The sequence below is a fragment of the Nocardia thailandica NBRC 100428 genome, from assembly GCF_000308795.1.
In the GTDB taxonomy this organism is placed as follows: domain Bacteria; phylum Actinomycetota; class Actinomycetes; order Mycobacteriales; family Mycobacteriaceae; genus Nocardia; species Nocardia thailandica.
The window spans coordinates 26,356-45,079 of the sequence record NZ_BAGK01000121.1 but is presented as its reverse complement, the minus strand read 5'-3'; the positions used below and the strand labels follow the sequence as shown (position 1 = coordinate 45,079).

Below are 18,724 nucleotides of genomic sequence, written 5' to 3'. Positions count from 1 at the left end.
CCCACTACACCGACCGACCCGAGATCGCGCCGGACAACCGGGAAATCCTCGAACGCTGGGCGCGAGGCGACACCAGCGACACCGAAGGAGACGGCGACTGAAGCCACGGAAGGAAGCCGGGCCGGTCGATTGACCTATGCCTGCCGGGCGTGATGCACGTGTTCGATTGATGCTGGGTTGACAAGGCATTGCGGTCGGAGCCGATCCCGTCGAGGCACCGACAGTTGGCGACGACAATCTCGCGGTGCAGCAGTTGCGCGAGGACTAGTTCGCGGCGAATCGATAGCCCGACGACGCTGGGACTGCAGCTGGACGTGTTGCTGCTGCGCATACATCTCAAGACCGCACACCGCACTGGTAGCGCGCTGCCGCTGCGGCCCTCGGACGTGGGTTCGGGGAAGGGGACGGCGAAGCTGCTAGGGAAAGGCGGCACGGTTCATTCGCAGCAGGTCTCGCCGACAACATGCCGCCGATGCTTACCACCCAGTTCGACCGAGTGACCAATTTGGTGAGCAGTCGTTGCGTTACCGGCACGGCCGTCCGGTCACGCGCCGTCGGTACGGCCACATGTGGATGCGGTGCGGGACGTGCGCTGCCATAGATGGCCCACGCTGCAGATCGGTGCACATTGGCTGCGGCACACTGTGTTGACGTGGGTGGAGCGAATCTTCGGCTTCGCAGTCGCTCGGGTCTATCCGCGCATGTCATCCAGTACACCCATGGCGGTTCGACGTTGAGCCATTTCGGGCCAGCCGTAAACGAAGTCGCGGGTGCGTCGTCGGCCCTCACCAGCGAGGTTATCCGCTCGCCGGGTGCCAGTCGACGGCCTCACCGGTGCTGCCGCCTTACCGTTTCCGGATCTGCCCAGCAGTTACACGCCGCTGAGCACAGCCGTCTCCAACGCCCAGACGGTCACCCGATTCGCATCTGCTCGGCGAGGTGCGTAACCGGGGGTGGTGATGTCGTCATTGACGAGGCGCATCCGTTCGATGCCGTCGATATTACGCTAGGAGCGCTCGTCGGCGATCCCTATCTAGCGGAAGTCCTTCGGGTGTCTCGGCTTACGCCTCGGCGCCCGACGACGGAGTAGAGAATCGGGTCGATCCGTTCGCGTGTTCGCCATCCGGTCCGGCCACCGAACCGGCCCTCTCCGCAGGCCACCCGATAGCCTTACCGACACACATTCGCCGCGCGCTTTCGAACGTCGGGGGTCGCCGATAACAAGCCGAGACGGACCCGTGGCGGACCACCGACACGGGCACAGACACGGTTCAGGTGCCACACGCCGTTTAGCGGACTAAACACATGGCGCGCGGGCACACAGACAGAGACCGCCCGGGGCAGCGGGACAATCGCCCGGGCGATTAGAACCTCGCCGTCGCCACCTTCGCGCCGCGCCGGGTATATGCTCATCTGTTACCGAGAATGCCGCACATAGGGGCGAGCTAGCGCCCGGTTGAAATACTCGCCAGCCGCCGTCCTGGGCGTTGCGGCACACTGGATACCACTACTCAGAGGGACTGTCGGATTGTTCCACAGACGTAGGCATGACTTCACCGTGCAGGTTTCGCCGTCCAACAGTTTCAGATATTTGCCTCGTGAGCCCGTTCAACCGCTCGGTTGCATTCTCAATGTCAGCAATCGAGAAGGAGTCATCCTGACCATGTACGATCCTGTTGCGCATGTTTCGGATCGCTCCGATCTCACCGGCCATATCAGCATCCAGAATTCCAGAGCGCTCCAACTGACGACCAAAACTACGGATGGCAGGGCCGCCGGGGTGAAGCTCCCTCTCCAGCCGCTCAAGTTTAATCCAACTCAGCATGAAGTTGCCCAAAATTCCACTGTCGACAACCTCACTTCGATTGCGAACTTGCTCATAAATACCATATCGGCTCTCGTCATTTCTAAGCAGTTCGTCGATAACCTGGTCTGCGAGCGGGCGCCTTTCGAACTGATCATGCAATGAATCCACATATTCGTCCAACGCCATTGGTCGATTCAAGTCCAGGCGCCCGAGAAACAAAAACAACTGATCCATTCTCCCTAGGCCGGCACCGGTAATGGACTCCCTGTCCGAAATTCCCAGCCGGTCCAGCAGATAGGTCGTCAATTCGTAGTGATTACCAAACTCTCGCTTTCGCTCCGTCACCCGCCTCTTCATGGCTTTTCTAAGGTTCTCAAGGGCGATCTCGGCTGACATCGCAAGGCCGTTGAGTTGGTCCAGTAGCGAGTACTCCTCCTCCGACAAGCCGCCATCCAAGGGCTTGTAGACCAAATCATGTTCAACTTCGGACCAGCCATGCATAAATACAGATGCGATCTGGATCTCTATTTTCGCGTTCGCATATCTCTTGTCAGCCGACGACAGGGCGGCGTCTTTGAATCTGACCCGGAAGTGCTTTCCAGCATATCCCGAGAACCGGGGGTCTCCCGGCCTTTCTTTTGCCACATCGGGAAACACTTTCGGGTCGCCGATGACATCGAAAATCCTTGAGATGATGGATGCAACGATATCTCCGTCCGAAGGAAAATATAGGGCTATCCTCACTCCCGCCAAATCAACTATATCTTCAAATATCGCGTCGACAGAGCCATACGCCTTACCAGTCCTCGCATCTCGCTGACGACACTTCGCCTCGAGTCGGTCTATGGATTTTGCCCGATGCGTTACCGCACCTTTAACACCCTCTTTTCCTAATTCTGCGTCGATCAAGTCGCGTGCACGCCGCGCAACATTTTCATAGAAATCGAACTCTTTTGCATACCGAACCATGAAATCATCGATAAAACCCACTACCCACTCCAAACGCCCGATGGCGGCTAAACAACGGTGAAGCTCCTGACAAGTACCGCAAGCGGCACGAAGTTCAACACCGCCGTGCGCAAGGCTAGCAGCGTCGTGCTGCATCACCCGCCACAACGGCGATAGTTCCTGCACATCCGCCACGAACTAACCGACCACGGGGACATCCCGCGGACGCGGAGGCCAATTGAGCAGCGTGGGGAGGTGGCGACGCCTGAGAACCATCCCGCACATGCGGGCCAACTCGCTCATCGGCGAAGCAGTTTCGGCCTGGGGGTATCTATACAGTCTCGCGACTATCGACAGTCCGCCGCTGGTAATCCGCATACGGCGGGCTACGGGGCGGGAGGGGCCCGGTGGCCGCAGTCGGCGAAGGTCATTCGCAGAGCCTGGCCGGCGGCGTTGCAGGAACACGGCGCAGTCGCCAGACTGGTCCGAACGCACAGCCGTCCTGTCCGAAGGATCGTAGAACCGGCGCATCGGTTCGCGGCACGGCCCGTTCACCCGAACCCGCTCGTACAGGGCGATCGCGGGATTGGAAGCGACTCCCCGTCCCTGATCCACCCAGCCGGCTCGATGCCTAGCACACCGACAGGTTTTCCTGTTCTATGGAGTTGGAAGCAAACCGGCGGGCCGATCCGGAGCCTGTCATGCCCGCTGACGACGTGAACCCCTCGCCCGAAGATCCCGGCCCCCACCACCCCATCGACACCGACACCCTCGATGTGGTTCGCCCGCGAAACCCTCCCCAGCTCAACGCCGCAGCAGCGGCCGCACTGCTACGCCTGCTGCACAACTGCGCACCCTCAGACCCCGACAACGATCGTTCGGAGTGAGCATGGCAACCAGGATCATTCGTTTTGCCTTCGCCGGTCGAGTCTCCACCGAAGACCAGCAGGACCCGGCCGCCTCCCGTAACTGGCAGCTCGCACGTGCGCGAACCCTGGTCGAACCCCACGGCGAGATCGTCACCGAGTTCTTCGACATCGGCCAATCCCGCGCCATCCCCTGGCGACGCCGCCCCGAAGCGAACCGTCTCCTCGAAACACTCGCCAACCCCGACCGCGGATTCGATGCCGTCGTGATCGGCGAACCCCAACGCGCCTTCTACGGCAACCAATTCGGGCTCACCTTCCCCGTGTTCGTCCACTACGGCGTGCAACTCTGGGTACCCGAGGTCGGCGGACCCATCGACCCCGACTCCGAAGCCCACGACCTGATCATGTCCGTCTTCGGCGGCATGTCCAAAGGCGAACGCAACCGCATCAAGATCCGCGTCCGCGCCTCCATGGCCGCCCAAGCACACATCGAAGGCCGCTACCTCGGCGGCCGACCACCCTACGGATACCGACTCGCCGACGCCGGCCCACACCCACACCCCGGCAAAGCAGCCGACGGCAAACGCCTCCACCGCCTCGAACCCGACCCCGTCGCAGCCCCCGTCGTCCAGCGGATCTTCGCCGAATACCTGTCGCAGATCGGTGTCTTCGCCATCGCGCAACGCCTCACCGCCGACGGCATCGCCTGCCCGTCGGCACACGACCAAGCCCGCAACCGCCACCGCAACGGCATCGCCTGGTCCAAGAGCACGGTCCGCACCATCCTCACCAACCCCCGCTACACCGGCCACCAGGTCTGGAACAAACAGACCAAACACGAATCCCTCATCGACGTCAACGACGTCGCCCTCGGCCACCAGACAAAGCTCACCTGGAACGACAAATCCCGCTGGGTCCACTCCGAACACCCCGCCCACCAGCCACTGGTCACCCGCACCATCTTCGACCTCGTCCAACACCAGCTCGCAGCACGCGGCCCCCGAACCACAGGACGAGTCACCACCGCCCGCAAGCACCGCTACCTCTTCAAGGGACTCATCACCCACCACGCCTGCGGCCGCCGCATGCAAGGCAACTGGAACCACGACCGGGCCCACTACCGCTGCCGCTACCCCACCGAATACGCGACCGCGAACAACATCGACCACGCCCCGACCGTGTACCTGCGCGAAGACCAGATCACCGAACCCCTCGACACCTGGCTCGCCACAGCCTTCGAACCACAGTCCATCGAACAAACCCTGACCATCCTGCACGGCAACCAGCCCGGCCCCGACCCCGCCATCGCCTCCACCCGCCGACAGCTCGCACAACTCGACCGCACACTCACCGCCCACCGCCAAGCCCTCGAAGCCGGCACCGACCCCCACCTCGTCGCCACCTGGACCCAGGAAACTCTCGACCAGCGCCAACTCGCACAGACCCGACTCGACGCACTCACCAGGGACACAGCCCGCGGCAGGCAACTGACCCGCGAGGAGATCAGACAACTCATCGACTCACTCGGCGAACTCACCACCGCGCTCCGCAGAGCAGACCCGAACGACAAACACGAGGTCTACCGCCGACTCGGCCTGAAACTGACCTACAACGAAAAAACACGGGTGGTGCTTGCCGAAGCAAGCCCACCCGTGTGTATAACGGTTGTGTCCGGAGGGGGACTTGAACCCCCACGCCCTAATACGGGCACTAGCACCTCAAGCTAGCGCGTCTGCCATTCCGCCACCCGGACTCGGTGGTGTGCCAAAAGATTAGCCGACCCGTGCTCACTCCACCAAATCGGCTGGTAGGCGCCGGTTTTTCATGATCAACTCTCGTCGGCGGGGAGCTGGGTGCGGGCCCAGGCGGCCCACTCCTGGTTCATGCGGCGGAAGCGGATGCCCCAGTCGACGGCGAGGCGGCCGTAGACGGCGTCGGCGGAGTCGCCGGTGATGGCGTCGCGGAGGTGTTCCAGGTCGGAAAGTGCTGCGGTCGAGCGGTTTTCGATGGCGGCGAGATAGTCGTCGGCCTGGGTGGGGGTGAGGTGGCCGAGGAAGAAGACGCGCAGGAGGGTCTCGTTGCGGGTGATGGGCTTGGGGGCCGTCTCGGTGAGCCAGTGACGAAGTTCACGCGCGCCGGCGGGGGTGAGGGCGTATTGCTTGCGGCCGCGGGGGCCGGCCTCGTCGACGGCGACGAGGCCGGCGTCGGCGAGCTTTGTGAGTTCGGTGTAGATCTGGCTCTGGGTGGCGGGCCAGACGTTGGCGAGGGTCTCGCGGAAGCGGCCGAGCAGGTCGTAGCCGCTGGCGGGGTGGTCGGCGAGCATGCCGAGGAGGGCGTGGCGGAGGCTCATGGCAATCATCCTACATTCCAGTCTTGACATGTCGGGCATGGAACCTCAGACTTCGACATGTCAGAACTGGAATGTTGCGGCACCGAGGAGCACCCGACATGAACTTCCTGCGCGCCTTCGCCCCGTGGATCGTCTACGCCGTGGTTCCCGCGGCGCACTGGCAGTGGGCGGCCCTGGCCGCGGCGCTCATCGCGCTCACGGAGCTGGCGGCGCGGTTGCGGGCGGGGTGGCCGGTCGACGCCGTGATCATCGAGATCGGGTCGCTGATCTACTTCACGGGGCTGAGCGTGGTCGCGTTCCTCGACCCGGGTACGCCGCTGCACGCGTACGCGCCGTCGTTCGCCAACGGCGCGCTCGCGCTGATCTCGCTGACCTCGCTGGCGTTGCGGGTGCCGTTCACCCTCGGAATCGCGAAACAGTCCACGCCGCGGGAGTTCTGGGACACTCCCCTGTTCGTGCGGACGGGGTATGTGCTCACGGGGGTGTGGACGGCGGCGTTCGTGCTCGGGTGCGTGACGCTGGCCCTGGTCGCGCACGCGGGCACCGTCGCCTCGACGGTGACGCATGTGTTCACGTTCGGCGCGCCCGCGGTGTTCACCCTCTGGTACGCCGAGCGGGTCAGGGCGCGGGCGCTCGCGGCCGCGTAGGGACGCGCGGGCCCGCCGTGCGGCGACGGCGGGCCCGGACGTGGTCAGGCGACGGGCAGGCGGGCGGGACCGCACCACCGGGAGAGCGCCTCGGGCAGGCCGGTGGTGCGCGCCGTGCCGACCCAGGCGACGATGCCGTCGGGCCGGATCAGCAGACCGGTGATGCCGTCGGGACCCGCGGTCGCGGCGGAGACGATCGTGAGGCGATCGGACCAGGGGCCGGCGACATCGGCCGGGTCGGCGCCGCCGGTGAAGCCGACGAGGACGGCGCGTCCGGAGGCGAAGAGGCCGGTGACATCGGCGCCCAGGGCGGCGTGCGGGGCGGCGGCGCCGACGAGGGGGGCGCCGCCGAGGTCGTAGCGGTGCCGGATGCCCGCGATGTGCTTGAAGATCGCGGCGGAGCCGTCCGGGGTGGCGACGAGCTCGGCGACGACGGCGCGGAGGGCTCGGCTGCGGGGGTCGAGGCGCATCAGGGCGATCTGGGCGCGAGTCCATTCCAGGACCCACGCGCCGACGGGATGACGTCGCGGGTGTAGGTGTCGAGGAGGTCGGGGCCGGCGTTTCCGTGCACGACCGCGGCCAGTTTCCAGCCGAGATTGACCGCGTCGCCGATGCCGAGGTTGAGGCCCTGGCCGCCGAACGGCGAGTGCACGTGGGCGGCGTCGCCCGCCAGCAGGACCCGGCCGCGGCGGTAGTCGGTGACCTGACGGGTGTTGTCGGTGAAGCGGGTCGCGGAGTGGACGGCGCCGACCTCGACCTCGACGCCGGAGACGCGGCGCAGGCTGCCCTGGAGCTCTCGGGCGGTGACGGGGGCGTCGCGGTCGGCGGGCGGGCCGTCGAGCTCGACGGTGAGGAAGCGGCCGGGGGTGGGGCCGTGGACGAAGACGCCGGTGGGCGTGGCGTTCCAGCCGGCCGGGAGCGCGTCGGCGCCGCGGAGCTCGGCGACGGCCTGGCGGCCGGTGATCTCCGGGTCGAGCCCGGGGAAGTCGAAGCCCGCGCGCTTGCGCACCGCGCTGCGGCCGCCGTCGCAGCCGACGAGCCACCGCGCCCGCACCCGGGTCTCCCCCAGCTCGACGGTGACGCCCGTGCCGTCGTCGGCGAAGCCGGTGACGGCGGCACCGCGACGCACGTCGACCCCGAGCTCGGCGGCGCGGGCGCCGAGGATCTCCTCGATGTCCTGCTGGCTGACGAACCACACCGCACCGGCGGGACCGGCGTGGGCGAAGTCGGGATCGTCGTCGACGTCGGGGCGGCTGAGCATGAGCCCGGCGAAGTGGCCGCCGGGCAGCCGGGCGGGCGCGCTCGCGCCGCGCGAGGCGGCGAATCGGGCGATGCGGGCGATGCCCGCGGCGTGACGTTCGGCCAGCGCGGGCAGCAGGCCGCGGCGATGGAAGGCCTGGGCGGTGGGCAGGTTGATCGCCCCCGCCTTGAGGGTCGGGTCGATCTCGGTGCGGGGTTCGGCCACCAGCACGGTGATGCCGGCCAGGCGCAGTTCGCAGGCCAGCATGAGCCCGACCGGGCCCGCACCAGCGATGACCACATCCACGTTCTCGTTCATGGACCCGACGATGCCGAGGTGGGGTGGCGTGGTCCTTGCGCGCGGCTTGCGGCGCCGTGCGCGCCGCTTGCGCGGGTCAGGAGACCGCGACCGGCTCGGTCTCGGGGCGGGCCCGCGGACGGCTCGGCGGGGTGACCGGGCGGCGGCCGGTCACCAGGAACAGCACGATGAGCGCGACGGCCAGCCAGACGTAGGTGTCGCCGACGATGTGCTGCATCGGGGTCCAGGCCTGCTCGAGGTGTTTGTCGCCGGGCAGGTAGTTGTGCGGGGCGTAGTAGAACACGCCGGCGGTGACCGCGATGGTCGCGTACCAGCCGAGCGCCCGGCGCCGGGGCAGCCGTACGGCGTAGAGCACCATGGCCAGCAGCGCGGGGGCGATCCAGACCCAGTGGTGCGACCACGAGATCGGCGAGAGCAGCAGGGTGAACACCGCGTTCATCGACAGCGCGAGCGCGGGTTCGTCGGCGGCCTTGCGCATGGCCGCCACGACCAGGGCCAGAACCAGCAGCCCGAAGACCACCCACAGCGCGTCGAAGGCGAATCCGTCGAACTTCAGGCGGGCCAGCACGGCCTGGATGGACTGGTTGGTGTGGAAGTCGGATCCGCTCAGGCCCGAGACGTTGCCCAGCCCGCCGAACCAGTAGCGCATGGACTCGGTGTGCAGGATCAGGAACGAGGCCGCGGTGGCGACGGCTCCGGTGGAGGCGGCGGTCACCGCGGCGCGATAGTCCTTGCGGATCAGGAAGAACAGCACGAAGGCCGCGGGGGTCAGCTTGATCGCGGCGGCGATGCCGATGAGGACGCCGCGCGGCCAGCGGGTCCTCGGGGTGAGGCAGTCGGCGGCGACCAGTCCCATCAGCAGCAGGTTGACCTGACCGAAGTCGAGGGTGGCGCGGACCGGCTCGAGGAACATGGCCAGCGGGAGGGCGCAGGCCGCGATCCAGACCGCGGTCTCGCGGTCGTCGGGGCGGTACCGGCGGGCCACCAGGTACAGGGCCCAGGTCAGCGCGGCCAGCGAGAGCACGACGTAGAGCGTCTTGGACACCGACCACGGCAGCAGCGCGAACGGCTGGAGGGCGATCGCGGCAAACGGCGGATAGATGAACGGCAGGCCGATACCCGCGGACGTCTTGGGGAGCTGGCCGTAGAGGTCGGAACCGTGCCGCATGGCTTCGATGCCGAGCTGGTAGACCTGCAGATCGATGAAGTCGCCGGAGTACCTCTTCAGCGGTCCCCACGAATGGAAGCTGAACCACAGCGCGAGTACGGCGAGCACCACCGGCACCACCCACAGCGCGGGTCGGACCGGGCGGGTGGGACTCGATACGGGGTGGGTGGTGTCACTACTCATCCGCGGCGACTATACCGACCGCGGCCTGCGGTCGCGGCATCGGGCCGCGGCCCGTGACGCCGCCCGCGCGGTCGCCGGAGGGTTGCTCAGGCCTCGTTGTTGTAGCGGGTGAGGTAGGCGGCGAGCTGGGCCAGATCCCGGTCGGACCAGGTGCTCAGCCGGCGCTCGAAGGCGGCCTGCCTGCTGGCCTCGGCCTCGGCGGCGACGCGGCGGCCGTCGGCGGTGGCGCGCAGGATGTGGTTGCGCCGGTTGACCGGGTCGATCTCGCGGGTGAGGTAGCCGAGGCGTTCGAGGGCGGCGACCTGACGGCTGACGGTCGACTTGTCGAGCAGGAACTGCTCGGCCAGCTCGGCGGCCTGTGCGCCGTCGCGTTCGATGAGCAGACCCAGGATGCTGTAGGCGACCAGGGACAGCTGGGGGTGCAGCTCGGCGGCGCGGCCGCGGGCGCGGCGGGCGAACGCGGTGAGTTCGCGATGGATGGTGTCCACGGCGACGTCGCGGGGAGTTGTGCGCTCCGGATTCATAGTTGTATAGTACAACATTAATAGTTGTATTTACCAACTTTGATCGCCGTTCCCCAGGAGTTCGTCCCGATGACCCGTCACCAGTTCCGGCACATCGCCGGGCACCTGCTGATCCCGCTGCTGATGTGCGTGGGCATGGCCTTCGCCTACCTCGGCGCGTTCCACTCCCCCGAGCCGAACCATCTGCGCCTCGCCGTCGTCGGCGACTCCCCGCAGACGCTGGTGCTCGCTCAGTCGATGAAGGACAAGGGCGGCGACGCGCTCGACGTCGTCACCCTGCCCGACCGCGCGGCCGCGGTGGACGCCCTGGCCGCACGCGACCTCACCGGCGCCTACGTGCCCGACCCGCGCACCCCGGAACTCCTGGTCGCCAGCGCGGCGTCGGACACCTCGGCCATGGCCGCCGAGGTCGCCTTCCGGCAGGTCTCCGATCACCAGGGCGTGCCGCTGCGGATCACCGACATCAGCGCCAAGGCGGGCGGCGACCCGACCGGCCAGGGCATCTTCTTCCTGCTGGTGGCGATCAGCGTGGGCGCCTACGCCAGCGTGGCGGTCCTCGGCGCGGCGGGCGCGGCCGTGCGGATGCGGGTGCGGGCCCTGCTCGGCGTCGGCACCGCGTTGGTGATCAGCGCGATCGGGATGCTCGTGGCGGGCCCGGTCTTCCACGTCGTCGACCACGACTACGCGGCGGTCTTCGGCATGATGTGGCTCTACACGGCAGGGATCATCACCATCGGCATCGGCCTGCACACCTTCCTGCAGCGCTGGACCACCCTGGCCATGATCGTGCTGTTCGTGATGCTCAACTTCACGACCTCCGGCGGCGTCTACGGCCCGGAACTGCAGAACGGCTTCTTCGGCGCCCTGCACGCGTTCTGGAACGGCGCGGGCTTCGTCGAGGGCACGCGCTCGCTGCTGTACTTCGACGGCGGCGCCGGACTGGGCGGTCGCCTGGCGAGCCTGGCGGCCTGGCTGATCGCCGGTGTCGTGCTGATGCTCGTCGCCGCCCGGTACGAGGCGCGCCGCCACGCCGCCCCGCCCGCGCCCGCCGAGGTCGCCGAGGAACTCGAGGAGTCGGTCGTCGCGGTCTGATTCCCTTGCCGACCAGGCGAATCGCCCGGATCACGCGCCTCGGCGTGTGTTCGGGCGATTCGCGTGTTCGGGCCGGATACGGCGAGTACGGTGTAGCCGCGAAAGGAACGGGGCAGGGGAAGGACGGTGCGAGGCGATGACCGAACCGGGCGGACACGACAACATCCCGCTACCGCTGGCGCAACGCTACGGCAGCGCCGACCCCATCGACTGGTGCGGCGCCCCCGTCTATCCCATGTACACCGAGGCGATGTCGTTGGGCACCACCGTCGTTCGGCTCCAGGCCCTGTCGGCCAGCGCGCCCGGTGAGCTCACCGGCATGGGGGTCGGGCTGCAGGTCCTCGACGGGCACCTGAGCCTCGGGGGCAAACGCCTGGCGGGCGTCGACATCTGGTACGACGCCCTGGCCTCGGGCATCGAGATCGAGCTGACCGCCGACGCGCCCGAGGCGATGTTCACGGTGACCCCGGTGTGGGTCGGCGAATCCGGCGCCCAGGAGTCGTGGACGGGCAACTACGGCGTGGTGGTCGACCTGCTGCCCGGGCAGCCCTCCACGCTGTGGTGCAGCACCGGCGTCGGCGATCCCGACTTCAACGAGCTGGTCGTCGAGCTGGCCACCGAATACCTCGGGGGCGGCGCCGACGCCGACACCACGCGGCTGCCGGTCCCGGTGGTCGCCCCCGCGCCCGCGGCGCCCTCCCCCGCGGTCGTGCGGCCCCCCGACGACGCCGACGTCCCGCTCACCGCGGGCCCCGGCGGCGTCGGCCGCGCCCTGCACGATCTCGGCACGGCCATGCACGAACGCGGCGACCACGATTCGGCCCGGTCGCTGTGGACCCAGGCCGCCCAGGCCGGGCACCCCGGCGCCGCCTACGACCTGGGCGCGCTGCTGCTGCGCTCCGGCGACCACGGCGCCGCCGAGCACTGGTGGCGCGCCGCCGCGCCCAGTGATCCCCGGGCCGCGGCGGCGCTGGCCGACCTGCGCGGCGGGACACGGCCCGCCTGACCTAGACCGCGGCGAACTCCCGCGCCGCGATGTACTCCGGCCGCGGCGCGGGCGCGGCGAACGGCTCCTCGAGCCGGTTGGCCACGCTGTTGAACACCAGGAAGATGTTCGAGCGCGGGAACGGCGTGATGTTGCCCGCCGAACCGTGCATCAGGTTCGAGTCGAACACCAGCGCCGATCCGGCGCGCCCCGTGAACTGGGCGATGCCGTGCCGCTGCGCGAGCGCGGTGATGTCCTCCTCGGTCGGCACGCCGATCTGCTGGCGTCGCAACGATTCCCGGTAGTGGCCGTCCGGTGTCTCGCCCAGGCACGGCACGAAGGTGCGGTGCGACCCGGGCATCACCATCAGGCTGCCGTTGAACGGGTAGTTGTCGGTCAGCGCGATGGACACGCTCACCGCCCGCGGCGCGGGCATCCCGTCCTCGGCGTGCCAGGTCTCGAAGTCGGAGTGCCAGAAGAATCCGGTACCGCCGAAGCCTGGCATGTAGTTGACCCGGCTCTGGTGCAGGTACACCTCCGAGCCCAGGATCTGCCGGGCCAGCCCGGCGATCTCGGGCCGGGTCGCCAGCTCGGCGATCCGGTCCGAGAGCCGGTGCACCTCGAACACCGAACGCACCTGGTTGGCGCGCGGCTCCACGATGACCCGGTCGTCGCCGAACAGCGCGGGATCCTGGGCCAGATGCCCCACCTCGGCACCGAATTCCGCCACCTCGTCGGGGGTCAGCAGATCGGGCAGGATCGCGAATCCGGCGGCGTCGAACTCGGTCAGTGCCGGGGACTCGATCCGCCCCCACACCACCGGGTCGACCCGTCGGCGGTGCGGCGCGGGCTCGGGCAGGCGCGTCGGGTATCGGTCGGCGCGGTCAGGCACCCACTTCCTCCTCCACTCGTAGCAGGGGGTACACCCCGTTCTCGTCGTGTACTTCGCGGCCGGTGACCGGCGGGTTGAACACGCACAGCATGCGCATGCGGGTGCGGGCGGACAGGCGGTGCCGCTCGTGACCGTTCAGCAGGTACATCGAGCCCGGTCCCAGCGGGTATTCCACGCCGGTCTCGCGATCGAGCAGGGTCCCCTCGCCCTCGACCAGCCACACCGCTTCCACATGGTTCTGGTAGTGGAACTCGTGCACCGTGCCCTCGTCGATGGTGGTCTCGTGGAACGAGAATCCGACGAGGTCGCCGCCGAGGACGATGCGCTTGCTGCGCCAGCCCGGACCCGCGACGTCGCGGTCGGTGCCGGTGATCTCCGCCGTGGTGCGCACGATCATGCGGCACCACCACAGACGGTCTCGATGGAACCGGTCAGCAGCTCGAGGCCCGCGTCGAGTTCGTCCCGGCCGATCGTCAACGGCGGCAGCAACTTCACCACCTCGTCCAGGGACCCGGAGGTCTCGACCAGCAGGCCGCGCTCGAAGGAGGTGCGGCAGACCTTGGCCGCCTGGGACGGATCGTCGAAGACGATGCCGTGGACCATGCCGCGACCGCGGGTGCTGATGCCGTCGAAGGTGTCGCAGACCGCGCCGAGGCTGGCGGCCACGTGCGCGCCGTTGGCGGCGGTGGTCTCGGCCAGACCGGCGCCGGACCAGTACTCGCGCAGCGCGGCGGTCGCGGTGACGAAGGCCGGGTTGTTGCCGCGGAAGGTGCCGTTGTGCTCGCCCGGCTTCCACTGGTCGTGTTCGGGCTTGAGCAGCACCAGCGCCATAGGCAGGCCGTAGCCGCCGATGGACTTGGACAGGGTGACGATGTCGGGCGTGATGCCGGCCGCCTCGAAGGAGAAGAACGGGCCGGTGCGGCCGCAGCCCATCTGCACGTCGTCGACGATGAGCAGGATGCCGCGCGCCCGGCACAGATCGGCCAGGTGGCGCAGCCATTCCATCCGCGCCACGTTCACCCCGCCCTCGCCCTGGACGGTCTCGACGATGACCGCGGCGGGCCGGTCGAAGCCCGAGGACGAGTCGTCGAGCACCCGCTCCATCCACTGGAAGTCGGTGGTGGTGTTGTCGAAGTAGCCGTCGTAGGGCATCGGGGTGGCGTGGGCCAGCGGCACACCCGCGCCCGCCCGCTTGGCCGCGTTGCCGGTGACCGCCAGCGCGCCGAGGGTCATGCCGTGGAAGCCGTTGGTGAACGAGAGCACGGTCTCGCGTCCGGTGACCTTGCGCGCGAGCTTCAGCGCCGCCTCGACGGCGTTCGCGCCGGTCGGGCCGGGGAACTGCACCTTGTAGTCGAGGCCGCGCGGAGCCAGGACGGTGTCGCGGAACACCTCGAGCAGCTCACGCTTGGCGACGGTCGACATGTCGAGGCCGTGCGTGATGCCGTCCCCGCCGATGTAGTCCAGCAGGGCCTGCTTGAGCACGGGGTTGTTGTGCCCGTAGTTCAGCGCGCCCGCGCCGGCGAAGAAGTCCAGGTAGTCGCGCCCCTCCTCGTCCCGTAGCCACGCGCCCTTCGCCGTGGTGAACACGGTGGGCCAATCACGGCAGTAGCCGCGCACATTCGATTCCATCGTGTCGAAAACGCTGGTGTTCATCGTCGTTCCTCCTGGCTCGCCGGGGTGGCGGGTGTGATGACGTAGAGGTCTTCGGCCGAGTGGGTGTCGGGGAAGTCGCCTGCCGCGAACAACGCGACGGTGCGCAGGGTCGCGCCCCGGTCGCGGGCGAGGGCGCCGAAGAGCGCCTGCGAGGCGGTGTTGTCGCCGGTGATGGTGGTCTCCAGGTTCGGAGCACCCACGGCGGTGGTGATGTCGAGCAGACGATGTAGCAGCGCGGCGGCCACACCGCGGCCCCGCGCCCGCTCGTCGACGGCGATCTGCCAGACGAACAGGGTGTCGGGGGCCTGCGGCCGCAGGTAGCCGATGACGAATCCGACTACGTCGCCGTCGTATTCGGCGACCAGCGAGGTGGCGGCGTAGTCACGACACCACAGCAGGTAGGCGTAGCTCGAGTTGAGATCTAGTGCTCGCGAGTCGCGAGCGATGCGCCAGAGCTGGGCGGCGTCGCCCACACGCGGTGGGCGCAGCCGCAGCTCCGGACCCGGCGCGTCGGCGGTCTGGACGGACAGTGTCGGTGCTGACATGCAATCAACGGTGACCTGCCCATATTGCGGTCATCCGGTCGAGATCTTTGCGGTCGGATGACGATCACGCCCAAACCGTAACGCGCAACACAGTTTCTACGACAAGGGGTCCAATCGATAGCCGAGTCCCCGCACGGTGACCACCAGGCGGGGGTCGCCGGGGTCGCGTTCGATCTTGGTCCGCAGGCGCCGGACGTGGACGTCGACGATGCGTTCGTCACCGTAGAAGCCGTGATCCCACACGCGTTCCAGCAGCGTGGCGCGGCTCAGCACCCGGCCGGCGGCGTCGGCGAGTTCGCACAGCAGCCGGAACTCGGTGACCGTCAGGTGCACGTCGCGATCGCCGCGGCGCACGGTGCCCGCGTCCGCCGCGAGTACCAGCGGCGCGACCGGGTCGGCGTCGAGGACGGTTTCCACGACGGCGTCGCGGTCGGCGGCGAGGCGGGCCCGGCGCCGCAGCGCCCGCATGCGCGCGGTCACCTCCTTGATCTCGAACGGTTTCGTCACGAAATCGTCGGCACCGGCCTCCAGGGCGGCGACCACGTCGTGGGTGTCGTCGCGGGTGCTGATCACCATGATCGGCACGTCGTGGTCGCGGCGGATCTCACGGATGCAGTCGAACCCGTCGGTCTCCCCCCGCATCAGATCCACGATCATCATGTCGGGCGCGCCGTCACAGCGCAGCCTGGTCAGTGCGTCGTCGGGCACACCGGCTTCCGCGACGTCGTATCCCTCGTCCTCCATCGCACGGCGCAACGCACCACGCATCCGGGCGTCGTCGTCGACGATCATCAGGCTCGCGCTCACGATTCCATCCTTTGCTGACACGCGGGCGCGCCTGACCGGGCCGGCGCTGTCGCCTCCGACCCCGACGCGTCGTCCCGCTCTCGAGCTGGTTTGAACCGTTAGTGGGGTTACCAGATGACGCGTTTGTAAACCTTCCGTAACACTCGGCGTCGCTGCCTATAGTCGGGGAGTGCCGTTCACCTACGCCGATGTCGAGCAGGCCGCGCACCGGATCGCCGGACGGATCCGTCCGCTGAGCACCGCGCGGGCCGACCCGGCGGGACCGGTCTTCTTCGCGCTGGAGTTCCTGCAGTTCACGGGCACGTTCAAGGCGCGCGGCGCGCAGAATTTCGTGCGGGCGCACGCCGAGACGGGCGCCCTGCCCGCGGCCGGTCTGACCATCGCGTCCGGGGGAAACGCGGGGCTGGCGTGTGCCTGGGCGGCCGCCTCGGCGGGGGTCCCGGCGACCGTTTTCCTGCCCGAAACAGCCCCGCCCGTGAAGATCGCGCGACTTCGTGAGCTCGGCGCCGAGGTGCGGTTCGGGCGCGACTACCCGGCCGCGGCCGCCGCGTGCCGCGAGTTCGCCGCCGCGTCGGGGGCGCTGGCCTCCCACGCCTACGACCACCCCCTGATCGCGGCGGGCGCCGGGACGTTGACCAGGGAGTTGCTGGCCGCGGTTCCCGGGATCGACACGGTGCTCGTCGCGGTGGGCGGCGGCGGGCTGTTCGCGGGGACCGCGGTCGCCGCGCGACACCACGGGGTGCGCACGGTGGCGGTGGAGCCGAAGGGCTGCGCGACCCTGCACGCGGCGCTGGCCGCCGGGGCGCCGGTCGAGGTCCCGGTCGATTCGGTGGCGGCCGACTCGCTGGGCGCGCCGATCGTGTCGCAGACCGCCTACGAGCTGGCGACCGACCCGTCGGTGTCCTCGGTCGTCCTCGACGACGAGGCGATCGTCACCGCGCGACGCGCGCTGTGGGACCGGCACCGGATCGCGGTCGAACACGGCGCCGCCACCGCCTACGCGGCCCTGCTCGACGGACCGGACGGGCCGGCCTACCGGCCCGCGGCGGACGAGCGGGTCGCGGTGATCCTGTGCGGCGCCAACACCGACCCGGCGACCCTGACGGGCTGAGCCCGGACCGGTTGCCGTCCGGTCGCCGCGGCGCTCAACGGACCAGGGAATTCTTGTGCGCGTAGGAGGTCATGAAGTTGTTCATCGCGCGCATGACGAGGTCGTAGCCGAACGGCACGTAGCGCTGGCCCCAGTGCGCGAGGCGGATGTCATGGGAGGTGTAGACGTAGTAGCGGTTGCGCTCGACGCCCTTGACGACCGCGGCGGCCGCCTGTTCGGGGGTCACGGCGTGGCGCAGGAACTGCTTCATGGCCTTCTGCAGGGCCTCGGCGTTGCGGTCGACGCCGGCGATGTCGACGCTGTCGACCATGGGGGTGGCCATCGCGCCGGGACAGACCAGGCTGACGCCGATCCGGTGCCGGCGCAGGTCGAAGCGCAGCACCTCCGACACCCCGCGCAGGCCGAACTTGGTCGCGCTGTAGGGCGCGTGCCAGGGCAGACCGAACAGGCCCGCCGCCGAGGACACGTTGACCAGGTGCCCGCCGCGACCGGCCGCGATCATGGGCGGCAGGAACTCCTCGATGACATGGATGGGTCCCATGAGGTTGATGTCGACGGTCCGCCGCCACTGCTGGTGGGTGAGCTTGTCGACGGTGCCCCAGGTGGCGATGCCCGCCACGTTCATCACGATGTCGACGTGGCCGACGAGTTCGTGGACCCTCGCGGCCAGGCCGACGACGGCGGTATGGTCGCTGACGTCGGCGGCCTCGGCCAGCACGACCTCGCCGCCGCGCTCGCGGATCTCCCGGGCGGTGCTCTCGAGGGCGTCGGCGGTGATGTCGGTGAGGATCAGCGCGGCGCCCTTGTCCGCGGCGGCGAAGGCGGTGGCCCGGCCGAGGCCGCTCGCCGCGCCGGTGATCAGACAGGTCTTGCCGTCGAACTTCGTCATGTCCGCGACCCTACGGACGGCGAAATGCGTTGTCTACGATTCGGCGGGGCCGAGCGACACGACGATGGTCGTCCAGGCCCCCACGTGGATGCGGTCGCCGTCGCGCAGCACCGCGGGCGCCTGCGGGCGCAGCGGGCGGTCGTCGCCGTTGAGGCAGGTGCCGTTGGTGGAACCGAGGTCGGTGACGGTCAGTTCGGTGCCGTCGAGCCGGATCATCGCGTGCACGCGGGAGACCCCGGCGTCGGCGGGCGCGAGCGAGAGGTCGATCCCGGGTTCGACGCCCTGGGACACGGACCGTTTGCCGATGAGGATCTCCGGCCCCGCGAGCCGGATGCGCCGCCGCGGGAAGAAGCCGGGAAAGCCGACCTGCTCGGCGTCGGGGCCCTCGCGGGCGAGGACGCGCGCGTAGTACTCGCGGTCCGCGCCGACGGTCGCGAACCACACCGGCGCGCCCGCGGGCACCGGCGCCTCGGTGATCACCGTCGCCTGCGCGGCGCCGACGGCCGGGCCGCGCGGCGCGGGCAGGGCCGAATCGTGGCCGCAGCTCTCGCAGAACCGCCCGCCCGAGGGCGTCGCGCAGTTCGGGCACAGCCGCAGCGGCACCGGATCCGGTGCGGGGGCGGTGGCGAGCGCGGCCCCGCAGACGTCGCAGTAGTCCAGGGCCGTCGAGACGTGGCCGTCGGGGCACACCGGCAT

At 68.9% G+C, this 18,724-nt stretch carries 17 protein-coding genes, 1 tRNA gene and 1 pseudogene; 5 read left to right on the top strand and 14 right to left on the bottom strand.

Annotated elements, in window-relative coordinates; genetic code table 11:
- Positions 1-1,507 precede the first annotated feature (1,507 nt).
- Positions 1,508-2,950, bottom strand: a complete 1,443-nt coding sequence (locus ON36_RS33485) for a GTP pyrophosphokinase (RefSeq protein WP_157224860.1) — start codon at positions 2,948-2,950, stop codon at positions 1,508-1,510.
- A 694-nt stretch (positions 2,951-3,644) separates the two neighbouring features.
- On the opposite strand from ON36_RS33485, the pseudogene ON36_RS35830 reads away from it, so the two are divergent.
- Positions 3,645-4,556, top strand: a pseudogene (locus ON36_RS35830) (recombinase family protein); the annotation flags it as partial.
- 736 nt (positions 4,557-5,292) lie between these two features.
- Here the strand turns inward: ON36_RS35830 and ON36_RS12875 are convergent.
- A tRNA-Leu gene (locus ON36_RS12875) sits at positions 5,293-5,377 on the bottom strand.
- Positions 5,378-5,452: 75 nt separating this feature from the next.
- A complete protein-coding gene (locus tag ON36_RS12870; protein ID WP_043651885.1) occupies positions 5,453-5,974 on the bottom strand; it encodes a PadR family transcriptional regulator in 522 nt (173 codons plus the stop codon).
- A 98-nt stretch (positions 5,975-6,072) separates the two neighbouring features.
- Between ON36_RS12870 and ON36_RS12865 the strand changes: the two genes are divergently transcribed.
- Positions 6,073-6,621 (top strand): hypothetical protein, encoded by a 549-nt coding sequence (locus ON36_RS12865; RefSeq protein ID WP_043651883.1) that lies wholly within the window; start codon positions 6,073-6,075, stop codon positions 6,619-6,621.
- Between the two features lie 44 nt (positions 6,622-6,665).
- On the opposite strand, the gene ON36_RS34700 is transcribed toward ON36_RS12865, so the two are convergent.
- From ON36_RS34700 to ON36_RS12850, 4 genes are all read right to left on the bottom strand, one after another.
- Positions 6,666-7,091: an aromatic-ring hydroxylase C-terminal domain-containing protein gene (locus tag ON36_RS34700; protein ID WP_157224859.1), complete on the bottom strand. Its 426-nt coding sequence runs from the start codon at positions 7,089-7,091 to the stop codon at positions 6,666-6,668.
- Positions 7,091-8,179 carry an FAD-dependent monooxygenase gene (locus ON36_RS12860; RefSeq protein ID WP_157224858.1) on the bottom strand — a complete coding sequence of 363 codons (1,089 nt, stop codon included), beginning with the start codon at positions 8,177-8,179 and terminating at the stop codon, positions 7,091-7,093. Before ON36_RS12860 ends, ON36_RS34700 begins: the two co-directional genes overlap by 1 nt.
- Before the next feature lie 76 nt (positions 8,180-8,255).
- On the bottom strand, positions 8,256-9,530 hold the full coding sequence (locus ON36_RS12855) for a glycosyltransferase 87 family protein (protein ID WP_083885097.1): 1,275 nt from the start codon (positions 9,528-9,530) through the stop codon (positions 8,256-8,258).
- 86 nt (positions 9,531-9,616) lie between these two features.
- Complete coding sequence (locus tag ON36_RS12850) at positions 9,617-10,054, bottom strand: MarR family winged helix-turn-helix transcriptional regulator (RefSeq protein WP_043651880.1); 438 nt, start codon at positions 10,052-10,054, stop codon at positions 9,617-9,619.
- Between the two features lie 69 nt (positions 10,055-10,123).
- Here ON36_RS12850 and ON36_RS12845 point away from each other — a divergent pair, with 69 nt between their 5' ends.
- Both ON36_RS12845 and ON36_RS12840 read left to right on the top strand, forming a co-directional pair.
- Positions 10,124-11,146, top strand: a complete 1,023-nt coding sequence (locus tag ON36_RS12845; protein WP_043651877.1) for an ABC-2 transporter permease — start codon at positions 10,124-10,126, stop codon at positions 11,144-11,146.
- A gap of 136 nt (positions 11,147-11,282) precedes the next feature.
- Positions 11,283-12,152: a tetratricopeptide repeat protein gene (locus ON36_RS12840; protein ID WP_043651874.1), complete on the top strand. Its 870-nt coding sequence runs from the start codon at positions 11,283-11,285 to the stop codon at positions 12,150-12,152.
- A gap of 1 nt (position 12,153) precedes the next feature.
- Here the strand turns inward: ON36_RS12840 and thpD are convergent, their stop codons facing one another.
- From thpD to ON36_RS12815, 5 genes are all read right to left on the bottom strand, one after another.
- Positions 12,154-13,023 (bottom strand): ectoine hydroxylase, encoded by an 870-nt coding sequence (gene thpD, locus ON36_RS12835; RefSeq protein ID WP_043651872.1) that lies wholly within the window; start codon positions 13,021-13,023, stop codon positions 12,154-12,156.
- Entirely contained in the window at positions 13,016-13,420 is a 405-nt protein-coding gene (locus tag ON36_RS12830) for an ectoine synthase (RefSeq protein WP_043651869.1), read from the bottom strand. The genes thpD and ON36_RS12830 overlap by 8 nt, the downstream gene beginning before the upstream one ends.
- Positions 13,417-14,676, bottom strand: a complete 1,260-nt coding sequence (ectB, locus tag ON36_RS12825; RefSeq protein WP_043651866.1) for a diaminobutyrate--2-oxoglutarate transaminase — start codon at positions 14,674-14,676, stop codon at positions 13,417-13,419. The genes ON36_RS12830 and ectB overlap by 4 nt, the downstream gene beginning before the upstream one ends.
- The gene (gene ectA, locus ON36_RS12820; protein WP_043651864.1) at positions 14,673-15,221 is read right to left on the bottom strand and encodes a diaminobutyrate acetyltransferase; all 549 of its coding nucleotides are present in this window, start codon (positions 15,219-15,221) and stop codon (positions 14,673-14,675) included. The genes ectB and ectA overlap by 4 nt, the downstream gene beginning before the upstream one ends.
- A 96-nt stretch (positions 15,222-15,317) precedes the next feature.
- Entirely contained in the window at positions 15,318-16,028 is a 711-nt protein-coding gene (locus ON36_RS12815; protein WP_043651861.1) for a response regulator transcription factor, read from the bottom strand.
- 169 nt (positions 16,029-16,197) lie between these two features.
- Between ON36_RS12815 and ON36_RS12810 the strand changes: the two genes are divergently transcribed.
- Entirely contained in the window at positions 16,198-17,139 is a 942-nt protein-coding gene (locus ON36_RS12810; protein ID WP_043651860.1) for a serine/threonine dehydratase, read from the top strand.
- 34 nt (positions 17,140-17,173) lie between these two features.
- Here ON36_RS12810 and ON36_RS12805 read toward each other — a convergent pair whose 3' ends face one another.
- The gene (locus ON36_RS12805; protein ID WP_043651858.1) at positions 17,174-18,028 is read right to left on the bottom strand and encodes an SDR family oxidoreductase; all 855 of its coding nucleotides are present in this window, start codon (positions 18,026-18,028) and stop codon (positions 17,174-17,176) included.
- Between the two features lie 33 nt (positions 18,029-18,061).
- The gene (locus tag ON36_RS12800; RefSeq protein WP_043651856.1) at positions 18,062-18,724 is read right to left on the bottom strand and encodes an FHA domain-containing protein; all 663 of its coding nucleotides are present in this window, start codon (positions 18,722-18,724) and stop codon (positions 18,062-18,064) included.